Source organism: Sporichthyaceae bacterium, from assembly GCA_036493475.1.
Taxonomy (GTDB): domain Bacteria; phylum Actinomycetota; class Actinomycetes; order Sporichthyales; family Sporichthyaceae; genus DASQPJ01.
On sequence record DASXPS010000029.1, the window covers coordinates 1 to 10,923 of the forward strand.

A 10,923-nucleotide genomic window follows, 5' to 3' on the forward strand; every position below is an offset into this window, starting at 1 on the left:
CCGCGTACCTGGTCAAGGCAGGCCTGAAGGTCCAGGTCCTCGAGGCCTACAAGACCCCGGGCGGCATGACCTCGACCACCGATGTCGAGGAGTGCCCCGGCTATAAGGTCAACGACGCCTCGATCCAGCCGTCGCTGTTCCGCACGACGACGATCATGAAAGACCTCCAGCTGGAGGAGAAGTACGGGCTGAAGATGCGGGTCATCGATCCGGTGCACCTCCAGCTCAACTACGACCACACCTCGTTGGGCCTGTGGCGGGATGCCCAGAAGACGGCCGACGAGCTCGCCTATTTCTCCAAGAAGGACGCGGCCTCGCTCAAGGACCTGTACAGCGTCATCCACGCCGCAGTCGACGTCGGGCTGCCGATGATGCAAACCAGCCCGACCCGGCCGGACCCGAAAGCGATCTTCGAGCTGGCCAAGCAGAGCCTGAAGCACCGCTCGGAGTTGTTGGCCGTCGGGCGCTGGATGCGCGCCACCGAGATCGAGGTGCTCGACGAGAACTTCGAGAGCGATCCGATCAAGGCCTGTGTGCTGATCGGCCTGCCCTTCATGTCCTACGACTCGGACTTCTCCGGCTGGTCGTTGATCTACCTCGGCATCATCACCAAGTACGGCGTTGCCATGTTCGAGGGCGGCACCGGGCAGCTCCCACGGGCACTGATGGAGCTGATCACCGAGCATGGCGGCAGCATCCGGTGTAACGCCGAGGTCGAGCAGATGGTGATGCGCGGCGGGCGCTGCGTCGGCGTCCGGCTGCGCAACGGCGAGGAGATCTACGCCCGTCGCGGCGTGCTCACCTCGTTCGCGCCCAAACGGGTGCTGCGCGACATGTTGCCGCCCGGCACGCTGCCGCCGCACCTGGCGAACCGGGTGGCGAACATCCCCACCCGTTCGCGTGGTTTCGCGGACATGAAGCTCGACGTGCTGACCAAGGGTCAGATTCGGATGGACAAGATCAAGGCCAAGCGCAAGGACGACCTCGACCCGAAGCTGCCCGCCAATGGTTACCACGCCTACGAGCAGGTGAAGGCTGCCCAGATCGCCTGTAAGCGCGGGGAGATGCCGCAGCACATACCGGGCCTGGCCCAGATCTCCACGGCGCTGCCGTCGAACGCGCACTTCGCCCCGCCGGGGGGCGACGTCTTCTGGTTCTGGTCGGGCCTCACGCCGAACGATCCGCACATCGGCTGGGACGAGGCGCGCAAGCAGGCCGCGGAGACGATCATCAATCAGAGCGACCACTACTACGAGGGCCTCGAGGACCTACAGATCTTCTCCCGCGTCCGCATGCTCCCGGACATCGAGGAGCGGTTCTTCGCGATGGACGGCTCGGTGTACCACACCGACCCGCTCATCACCCGCTTCGGACCCAACAAGCCGGCCGTCGGCTTCGCCGGGTACTCCACGCCCATCCCCGGGCTGTTCCTCACCGGCTCCGGCACCCATCCGGTCGCCGGCATCAGCGGCATGCCCGGGCAGAACGCCGCGCGGACCATGCTCAAGCTGTTCCGACGCGAGGACCGCAAGGGCCAGGCCAACCATGCCCTGGAGGAGTCCCGCGCCTGGGACGACGTCGAGACCGCCGACAGCTATCGGACGAGCTGACGTTCACTTGAGGCGGTCGACGACCTCGCGCCACAGCGCGGCGTAGGCGCGGCCGGCGGTGCTGCGCGGCGCCCACTGCACCAACGGGGCGCGGCGCAATCCCATCTGCTCAACCGCGGCTGCGGCCGGGATCGCGGTGTCGGCCAACTCGACCCGGCCGCTCGGCGCAGCCTCCACCAGGTCCCGGTGCAGCTTGCGGCGCAGGTCCACCATGGACAAAAAGGCCAGGATCGGCGGCGTGCGGCCCTTGGTCTCCGCGGCGAACGTGGCCAACTGATCCAGCGTGCGCATGGCCAGTGGCGAGGGCTGCACCGGGGCGAGCAGCAGATCCGCGGCGCGGACGATGTTCTCCGAGATCAGCGAGACGCTCGGCGCGCAGTCCATCACCACCAGGTCGTAGTAGTCCTGCATGGTGTCCAGCAGCAGCCCGAGCCGCTTGGTGGGCCGGCGCTGGGCGTCCAGCCACAGGTCCAGGTAGCGATAGGAGAGGTCTGCGGGCAGCAGGTCGAGGTTATTGAAGTCGCTGGCCTTGATCGCGTCGTGCAGGTCGCGTTTCCCGCCCACCAGTGCCTTGCCGCCGCCCTTGACCTTGGGCGCGACGCGGAACAGGAACGTGGCGCCACCCTGTGGATCCAGATCCCAGAGCAGCACCCGGCGGCCCTCGTTGGCGGCCAGCCACGCCAGGTTGGTCGCCGCGGTGGTCTTCCCCACGCCGCCCTTGATGCTGTACGAGGCGAGAACCTTCACCTGCCGGCCACCATGGCCGCGAACCGGGCCTGGTTCTTCTTGGCGTAGAAGCGGGCCCAGGTGGCCGCGAACACGGCGTGCTCATGTTCCTGACGCAGCCTCAGCTCGTGCGCCATCCGACCCATGGCGAGCAGTGTTTCGATCGGTGCCGTGGCGCGCAGCTCCTCGGCGCACTCGCGCACCAGGAACCACTGCGCCTCGGCGTCCTGAAACGCGCCGAGGTTGTCCTGCAGCCGCTTGAGTTCGTCCACAAAGGCCTTGTAGATGGCCTTGTCGTAGAGCCCGCCGAAGAACTCCAGCAGATAGCGCAGTTCCTTGCAGCGCTTGCGCAGGTCGTGCAGGTCCTCGGCGGGGGAGTCCACGGTGATGGCGCGGCCCCGCTTGCCCACCCGGGTCCAGGACCGGTCCAGCAGGTTGTGCGCCACCGTGCCGATCGGGGTGGTGGCCAACTCCCCGCCGGACGCAGGGTGCGCCAGCTCGGCCTGCCAGCCGGCCAACAGCGTGGCGAACCGCTCGGAACGCAGCACCCGGTTCAGTGCGGTGTGCGCGCGCCGGCCCCGGCGTTCCAGCAACGCCCGGAACGGTTGCACGGCAGCGGTGTCGGTGGCATCCAGGCCGGCGCCGAAGTCGAGCAGGTTCACGTCCAGGTCGCGGGACAGCGAGGTGGCGTCCCCGATCCACTTGAGCTCCGCGCCGTAGCGCGTCAGCGTCGCCTCGTTGTACACGCTGCCGGCCATCTTCAGCACCGACCGGGCACGGCGCACGGCCACCCGCAGGTCGTGCAGGAACTCGGTGTCGGACTCGGCCAGGGTGCCCTCGAGGTTGTCCCGGGTGATCTCCTGGAGTTGGCCAAGGGTCTCGGCGAACGCGGCCAGCGCCGGCGTGGTCGCGGTGAACGTGGGCTCCGGCTTGGCCAGATGCCGGCCGGGTTTCACCCCGGCGCTGCGCGCCAACGCGGCGAACACCGAGCCGGTGGCCGGCCGGAGCCCGGCCACGCCGGCCAGCTGAGCGTCGACCTGCCGTGCCTCCCGGTCGTAGCCACGCAGCGGCTGTACCCGGACCCGGCTCACCGAGGTCTGCGCACCGGTGGCGGTGAACGGGCCCTCCACCGCCACCCGGGCCACCGTCTTCTCGACCTCGTCAAGCACCGCCAGCGCGACGGTGCTGCCCTCAGCTGCCAGGCGCGGTAGCAGCGCCCGGATGCCGAGCACCGGCAGGACCTTGTCCTGGATGGGGCCCTCGGGCAGCGTCGCGTTGCTGACCATGCGTCGGGGGGCGGGGGCCTGGCAGAGCACCGTGCCGTCCACGGCGCAGAGCACCAGTCGGTGCCCGGCCCCGCTGCGCTGTTCCAGCAGCAGCCCGGCGCGGAACAGGCTCCAGTCCCAGGTGTCCAGCCAGATCCGGCGCTCGGCCTCGATACGGGCCGGTCCGACCGGTAGTACCTCGGTCACCCGATGCAGCGCGGCCGCGTCGAGGTCGTCGTCGACCGAGAACTCACCGGCCACCTGGCACCTCCTGTACACCAAGCGAACACCACGTGGCGGGCAGACACCGTATCCGGTAAAGGTGAACAGCAGCGGCCCTGCTGGATGCCGGAGTGATGAGCGCGGGAGGATGCCGGGATGAGCCGGCTCGATGCGGTGGAGTTCACCGATCCGGCCTGTTCCTACGCCTGGGGCACCGAGGGAAAGTATCGGCGCTTCCGCCGGCAGTACGCCGGGTTGATTGGCAGCTGGCGCCAGGTGATGTCCGGGATCATGACCGACACCTGGCGCGAACCACTCGGCCTGGCCGAGGACGACGAGAAGGCCCGGGCCGCTCATGAGGCCTACCTGCGCGAGGTCAGCGCGCTGACCGGTATGCCGCACCCCCTGCCCATGCACTACGTGATGGACAACAGCGAGGACGCCTGCCGGGTGGCCATCGCGGCGCGGGCGCAGGGCCCGGCGGTGGCCGAGGCGGTGTTGCGCCGGCTGCGGGAGAGCTGGTTCGTCTGGGGCCGGCCTGCGGACAGTGTCGAGCGTGGACTGGCCGCGGCGGCGGGAGTGCCCGGCTGCGACCTCGAGCGGCTGGCCCGCGATGTGGCCGACCCGGCCACCGAGGTGGCCTACCGCGTGGAGTGGGAAGAATCGCGCCGGCCGAACGAGCATGCGCTCAACGAGCCGGACAAACAGCCCGGACGGGGCGCTGCCCAGCCGCACAACGGCCGGATGCGCTACGGCCTTCCCGCGCTGCTGCTCACCGGCGCGGACGGCCAGGTCACCGTGGCCGGCTGGCGGGACTGGTCGGTGTGGGAACAGGCCGTCGAGCTGGTCTGTCCGGGCGCGGTGGCCGCGGCTCGTCCGCGGCCCACGCCCGCGGAGGCCTTCGCGAGGTGGCCGTTGTTGGCCCGCGCGGAACTTGACGAGTTGTGTGGACCGGGCGCGCAGCCGCCGGCCGATGTGGTGGAGCACCGCTGGCCGGGCGGCGTGATCTGGTTGACCAAGGCGGAGGCATCCACAACGGACGCCCTGTCAGTTATGCGGTGACGGGTTCTTTGGCGTTGGCGTGCAGCAGGGCGGCCAGTGACAGTCCGCCCATCCACCCGCCGAAGACGAACACCGGGATCCAGTACGAGATCAGCCCGTGGTAGGCGAACACCCCGGAGTGGAAGAACAGCAGGATGGTGCCCGGCGTCAACAGCAGCGCCGTCCAGATGCCCAACCAGCCCACCCAGCGGGGATAGACCGGCTTCTCCGCGCGGTCGGAGAGCACGCCGATGCCGACCGACCCGGCTTGTAGGACGAACGGGGGTGCGGCCAGGAACGCCATGAACCAGCCCACGTCGTGCAGCATTTGCGTCTCCGCGCCGGATCGGGTCGGCCGGAAGGCCGCGGCCGCCAGGAACACGGTGAACAGCACCAGCAACACATAGGTGCAGGCGCCGGCCATCGCGTTGAGCATGGCCATCGCCCCCCCGCCGGGCGCGCGGGACAGTTGTACGGTGACCACGGCCATCAGCGTGGCCCAACCGGAGGTGGCCACCAGCATCAGCAGGATGCCGAACCGGATGCGGTGGGTTTCCGAGGCGTAGAACGACGCGAAGTGCGCGGTCGACCAGTTCGCCCGGGGCGGTACGAAGTAGTCGGCCACGATCAGCCCGACCAGAATGAAGGTCACCCCGACCAGTCCCGCAATCGCACAAGCGGCTTCGTGACGCCTATTCATATCGGCACGCTACGCCGCCCACGGCGCCGCATCGGGGACCCGCGCCGGGCCTAGTGCGCCGCGGCCCCGACGTACTCGGCGAACAGGTCGTCGCCGTCGATCTCGCTGGGCTGGCCGACGAAGGCCACCCGGCCGCGGTTGAGCAGGTACACGAAGTCCGCCGCGGCCAGCGCCCGGGTCACGTACTGCTCGACCAGCAGCAGGCTCGACCCCTGCGCGCGCAACAACGCGAAGAATTCGAAGATCTCATCCACGATCTTCGGCGCCAGCCCCATGGAAACCTCGTCGAGCAGCACCACCTTGGGATTCTGTACGTAGGTGCGGGCCAACGCGACCATCTGCACTCGCCGCCGCTCATCGTTCCGGTGGCCTGATTGAGCCGCTCGCCCAGCCGCGGGAACGCGGCCACCGCGCGCTCGATGGACACCGACTCCTTGCCCCGCGGCGACTGCAGGATCAGGTTCTCCCGCACGGTCAGCGACGGGAAGATGCCCCGGCCCTCCGGCACGTGGCAGATGCCGCGGCGGGCCAATTGGTGTGGGTGACGGTGCGTCACGTCTTCGCCGTTGAGCACCAGCGACCCCGACGTCGGCGGCAGCAGGCCGCTGGCCACCCGCAGCAGGGTGGTCTTGCCCGCACCGTTCGCGCCGATCAGCGCGACCACCGAACCCTCGGGGACCATCAGGTCGACGTCGCGCAGCACCGTGGAGCCCGCATAGCCCGCGGTGATCGACCGCAGTTCGAACATCAGCCGGCCGCTTCCTCGACCGCGATCTGCACGGCCTCGCTGCCCAGGTAGGCGGCGCGCACCAGGTCGGAGGAGCCGACCTCGGCCGCGGTGCCCTCGAAGATCGGCTTACCGAAGTCGAGCACGTGGATGTAGTCACAGGTGGACATGACCAGCGCCATGTCGTGCTCGACGATCAGGATGCCCACGCCCCGGTCGCGCACCAGCGAACGCAGGATCTCTCCGAACCGCTCGGTCTCGGCCTTGTCCAGACCGGAGGAGGGTTCGTCGAGCAGCATGATCTGGAAGCCGCCGGAGATGCAGCGGGCGAGCTCCACCAGCCGGCGCTGACCGGTGGACAGGTCCGCCGGGCGGCGGGTCACGAACGAACGGATGCCGCAGGCGTCCACCGCTTCGTCCACGCTGCGCGCCACCAGGCTCGCGTCCGAGCGACTGCCGAAGACGTGCCGCCACGGCTTGGACGCGGCCAGCCCGGCCTCCCGGCCCAGCGCCACGTTCTCCGCCACGGTGAGGGAGTCGAACAGCTCCATGCGCTGGAACGTGCGGCCCAGTCCGCGCTGCGCGCGGTGGTGCGCGGACTTCGCGGTGACGTCCTCACCGAACAATGTGACAGTGCCCGAGGTCGGGCGCAGCAGGCCCGAGCAGGCGTTGAACGTGGTGGTCTTACCCGCCCCGTTCGGCCCGATCAGACCGGTGATCCGACCCTTCGGCGCGTCCAGGCTGATCCGGTCCACGGCCAGGTGACCGCCGTAGCGAACCGAAACCTCGCTGACCACCAGACCGTCAGTGTTTGCCGCCACCTGTGCCTCCCGGGGCTCCGGATGCGATGTCTGAACACACCGTCCGATTTCGCGAACGATATCAATGCCAACCGGTCGAAACCAGCCCCTTGAACTTTAGAGCAACCGCTCTCTACAGTTGGTCCAGACATTGTGTCTGATCACGTCGTCGAGGTTGGAAAGGAGGCGTCCCGGTGCTTCGTCGTACAGGGGCCTCGGCTCTCGCGCTCGCCTCGCTGGGCGCGTTCACCTTGTTCACCGGCTCGGCCAGAGCCGACGACGGCGGTTACTACGCCGCATCGGCCCGGGCCACGGTGGCCGACTTCTACTTCACCAACCCGACCATCCCCGGCGGCATCAAGCCGGAGGGCGGCGGCCCGGAGACCGACGTCGCGCAGACCTCGCTGAACAAGGGCGACGCCAACGCGCAGTTCCCCTACCTCGGGGACTACGTGCCGGGGCTGCCCGGCGTGGCCAGTGGCCTGTTCGGATTCCCGGTGCCGCCGTACCCGCTCGCCGCGTCCTCCACATTCGGCTCCGATCCCGGCGTGGTGAGCTACCCGGGCATCTCGCTGAACACGGCCAGTCGGACCAGCTCCACGGTGTCCGACGCGATCGTCGGCTCCACCGGGTCGGGGGCCACCTCGCACTCCGAGGTGAACGAGGACTCCGAGGGCACGATCACCGCGACCTCCACCGCCGCCTCGCCGCTGACCGTGCTGGGGCCCGTGCTGTCACTGAAGGGCTTCAACTCGGTCACCACGGTGACCGCGGACTCGTCCGGCGCGATCACCCGGTCCAGCAATCTGAGCATCGACCAGATCTCCGCGCCCGGCCTGGTGCTGCGGATCCCGGAGAACACCCCCAGCTCCTACCCGGTGCCGGTGCCGTTCGCGATCCCCGGCGTGTCCGCCCCCCCGCCGATCCCGGCGCCGTCGTTCCCGGTTCCGGCCGGCGGGCAGACCATCGTCGAGCCCAACATCGGCTTCGAGGACGGCTACTTCGTCATCCAGCTCCCGTTTGCGGGCAACGCGCAGAAGTACACACTGCCCGCGCAAGCGGTGATCGCGGCGTTCAAGGCACAGGGCGTGACGCTGTCCTACACCGCTCCGCAGAAGACCGACGACGGTCTGATCGGCGGGGTGTTCTCCATGTCCTACACGCTGCCCGCGCCGCCGCCGAACCAGTACTACAACGGCGCGACGCCGGTGACCTACATCGTGGGCAGCACCTCGGCCGCGGTGAAGAAGTCGGTGGCCAAGGCCGCGCCGGCCACCGCACCCGGACTGCCGCTGCTCACCCCGCCGCCGGCCGGTGGCGCGGTGCCCGCGAGTGCCGTCGCTCCCGCGTTGCCGCCGGCACCGCCCGCGGCGGTGTCCGCCGCTGCGCCGCCGCCGGTGAACCTGCAACCGGCCGAGCATCCCTCGGCGGCGGCGGACCTGGTCTCCGCGGCACTGCCCGCGTTCGTCGGCAGTGACCTGTCCAACGGCTACCTGGTGGTGATCGTCATCGGGTTGGCCCTGCTGGTGTCGGTGTTTGTGCTCGGCGCGAAGGGAGTGGGCGCGCGATGGAATTCATGAACCTGATCCGGGCACAGTGGGACCGGGCGGGCGCGATTCTGTGCGCCGTTGCCGGTGCGGTCGAGCTGCTCATCGGCTGGATCGGTACCAGCGGCACCGAGCACGTAGCCAAGCAGATCCCGTACGTGGTCTCCGACGGCCTGACCGGCATCTTCCTGCTCGGGCTGGCCGCGGTGATGTGGATCTCTGCGGACCTGCGCGACGAGTGGCGTGAGCTGCGCCGGGTCGGAGCCCTGCTGGAGCAGGAACTGAGTGAGCGTCAGATCGAGCGGGCCCGTGGCCACTGAGGTCGTGGTCACCCGACGCGCGGCCGGCCGCCGTGCGGCGGTGGCGGACGCGGCGCCGCCCCGTCGACGTCGGCGCTACCTCTACGAGACCAGTCCTTGGCGGCGTGGCGATGTCCTGCGCGCGCTGGTGCCGGCCGGGCTCGGCATTCTGATCGCGGCGTTCTGTTGGTACCGGATCAGCGGCCAGGTGCGGCTGCGCGACCAGCAGGGCTGGATCGTGGGTTCGGTGCTCGGCCTGATCGTGGGCTGCCTGGGTGGGGTCTCCTGGCTGTTGGTGGGGCTGCGCGCGGTGCGGCTGGGGCAGCGTCAGCTGCTCGCCGACATCGCGGTGGTGATGGACTGGCCGGCCGACCTGGCCGGCTACCGCGGCCGGCGCGGCGCCGCTTCGGTGGCCGCCCCCGATGAGTTGGTCAGCGGACCCGGCATGACGCTGGTGCACCGCGCGGCCTGCCCGGTGGCGCGCGGCAAGAACGTCGCCCCGGTGGCCGCGGGCCATGGTCTGGATGCGTGCGCGATGTGCCTGCCCGCGGGGGTAGCCGCATGAGGGATTACGTCCCGTACATCATCTTCGGCTTCGTCACCGGATCGGTGTACGGCATCTGCGCCATGGGCCTGGTGCTGACCTACAAGACCTCCGGCGTGTTCAACTTCGGGCACGGCGCGGTGTGTGCGGCCAGCGCCTACATGTTCTACGACCTGCGGCAGGTACACGGGCTGCCCTGGCCGGTGGCCGGCGTAATCGTGGTCGGGGTGATCGGTCCCCTTGTTGGCCTGATATTGGAGCGGATCGCGGCCGGGCTGGCCCCGGTGTCCACCGCGTACAAGATCGTCGGCACGGTCGGCATATTGGTGTTCATCCAGTCCGCAATCGTGCTGAAGTTCACCGGTCAGGGCCTGCGCTTCGCCCAGTTCCTGCCGGAGCACAAGGCCTTCGCGATCTCCGGCGTCACCGTCACCGACGCGTCGCTGATCACCACGTTGATCGGTATCGGGGCTGCGGTCGCGCTGTATTTGTTCTTCCGGTTGACCCGGTTGGGCACCGCCATCCGTGGCGTGGTCGATGACCCGCAACTGCTGGACATGACCGGGGAATCGCCGAACCGGGTGCGCCGTACCGCGTGGGTGATCGGCTCGGTGTTCGCCTCGGTCTCGGGCATTCTGTTCGCGGCCAGCCAGGAGCAGGTCGACGTCAACGTGCTGTCGATCCTCATCGTGCAGGCGTTCGGTGCGGCCACCGTCGCGCTGTTCCGCAACCTGCCGATGTGCCTGATCGGCGGGTGGGGCGTTGCCCTGGCCCAGAAGCTGATCTCCAAAGCGCTCGGTAACGGGCACGAGCAGTTGGCCGGTCTGGACCTGACCATCCCGTTCCTGGTGGTCTTCATCGGCCTGTTGGTGATCCCACGCCGGTACCTGGTGGAGGTCGGCCGAGCGGTCAAACCGCGGGCGGCCAAGGCCGGGCGACTGACCCCGGGCCAGCGGCGTCTCGGCGTGGGTGCGGTGTTCGGGTTGGCCATGCTGGTGCCAACGTTCGCCGGGTCGCACCAGATCGCCTGGGACGTGGGCCTGAGCCAGGTCGCGCTGTTCATGTCGCTGCACCTGCTGGTGCGCACCTCCGGGCAGATTTCGCTGTGCCAGATCGGGTTCGCCGCGATCGGTGCCTCGACGTTTGCCCACATGCTCCACCACGGGGTGCCGTTCGCGGTGGCGGTGCTGATCGGCGGCCTGGTCTGCCTGCCCGCGGCGCTGGTTATCGCGGTCCCGGCGATCCGGTTGTCGGGCCTGTATCTGGGCCTGGCCACCCTCGGCTTCGGCATCCTGCTCAACCAGTTCTTCTATTCGAAGAACTACATGTTCGGTTTCGGCACCATTACGACCGGGCGCCCCGGCTACTGGGGCCTGGACGACGACCAGCGCTACTACTACGCGTTGCTGGCGGTCGCGGTGGCTGTGGTGGCCGTGGTGTTG

At 69.2% G+C, this 10,923-nt stretch carries 10 protein-coding genes and 1 pseudogene; 6 read left to right on the plus strand and 5 right to left on the minus strand.

All coding sequences use genetic code 11. The features are described 5' to 3' along the window. The coding region (locus tag VGJ14_03430) for an NAD(P)/FAD-dependent oxidoreductase (protein ID HEY2831453.1) at window positions 1-1,610 on the plus strand (1,610 nt) is incomplete at its 5' end. A 3-nt stretch (window positions 1,611-1,613) separates the two neighbouring features. Here the strand turns inward: VGJ14_03430 and VGJ14_03435 are convergent. Then, window positions 1,614-2,357: a ParA family protein gene (locus VGJ14_03435; GenBank protein HEY2831454.1), complete on the minus strand. Its 744-nt coding sequence runs from the start codon at window positions 2,355-2,357 to the stop codon at window positions 1,614-1,616. Further along, window positions 2,354-3,862: a CHAD domain-containing protein gene (locus VGJ14_03440; protein HEY2831455.1), complete on the minus strand. Its 1,509-nt coding sequence runs from the start codon at window positions 3,860-3,862 to the stop codon at window positions 2,354-2,356. The genes VGJ14_03435 and VGJ14_03440 overlap by 4 nt, the downstream gene beginning before the upstream one ends. A 117-nt stretch (window positions 3,863-3,979) precedes the next feature. On the opposite strand from VGJ14_03440, the gene VGJ14_03445 reads away from it, so the two are divergent. Next, a complete protein-coding gene (locus VGJ14_03445; GenBank protein ID HEY2831456.1) occupies window positions 3,980-4,885 on the plus strand; it encodes a DsbA family protein in 906 nt (301 codons plus the stop codon). On the opposite strand, the gene VGJ14_03450 is transcribed toward VGJ14_03445, so the two are convergent. From VGJ14_03450 to VGJ14_03460, 3 genes and pseudogenes are all read right to left on the minus strand, one after another. After that, window positions 4,875-5,516 (minus strand): hypothetical protein, encoded by a 642-nt coding sequence (locus tag VGJ14_03450; GenBank protein ID HEY2831457.1) that lies wholly within the window; start codon window positions 5,514-5,516, stop codon window positions 4,875-4,877. The two genes, VGJ14_03445 and VGJ14_03450, sit on opposite strands and share 11 nt — an antisense overlap. 98 nt (window positions 5,517-5,614) lie before the next feature. After that, window positions 5,615-6,312 (minus strand): annotated as a pseudogene (locus VGJ14_03455) (ABC transporter ATP-binding protein). Then, on the minus strand, window positions 6,312-7,112 hold the full coding sequence (locus VGJ14_03460; protein ID HEY2831458.1) for an ABC transporter ATP-binding protein: 801 nt from the start codon (window positions 7,110-7,112) through the stop codon (window positions 6,312-6,314). Before VGJ14_03460 ends, VGJ14_03455 begins: the two are co-directional and overlap by 1 nt. Before the next feature lie 173 nt (window positions 7,113-7,285). On the opposite strand from VGJ14_03460, the gene VGJ14_03465 reads away from it, so the two are divergent. The 4 genes from VGJ14_03465 to VGJ14_03480 form a co-directional block, all read left to right on the plus strand. Beyond that, window positions 7,286-8,671, plus strand: coding sequence for a hypothetical protein (locus tag VGJ14_03465; protein ID HEY2831459.1), 1,386 nt, complete (start codon window positions 7,286-7,288; stop codon window positions 8,669-8,671). Further along, window positions 8,659-8,958, plus strand: coding sequence for a hypothetical protein (locus tag VGJ14_03470; protein ID HEY2831460.1), 300 nt, complete (start codon window positions 8,659-8,661; stop codon window positions 8,956-8,958). Before VGJ14_03465 ends, VGJ14_03470 begins: the two co-directional genes overlap by 13 nt. Further along, window positions 8,948-9,502 carry a hypothetical protein gene (locus VGJ14_03475; protein HEY2831461.1) on the plus strand — a complete coding sequence of 185 codons (555 nt, stop codon included), beginning with the start codon at window positions 8,948-8,950 and terminating at the stop codon, window positions 9,500-9,502. Before VGJ14_03470 ends, VGJ14_03475 begins: the two co-directional genes overlap by 11 nt. Next, window positions 9,499-10,923 (plus strand): hypothetical protein (locus VGJ14_03480; protein HEY2831462.1); only part of this gene is annotated, 1,425 nt, incomplete at its 3' end. The genes VGJ14_03475 and VGJ14_03480, both read left to right, overlap by 4 nt.

Bases quoted from the DNA above. Each gene is read 5' to 3' on its own strand.
- VGJ14_03445 (HEY2831456.1), top strand. From the start codon at position 3,980: ATGAGCCGGCTCGATGCGGTGGAGTTCACCGATCCGGCCTGTTCCTAC.
- VGJ14_03470 (HEY2831460.1), top strand. From the start codon at position 8,659: ATGGAATTCATGAACCTGATCCGGGCACAGTGGGACCGGGCGGGCGCG.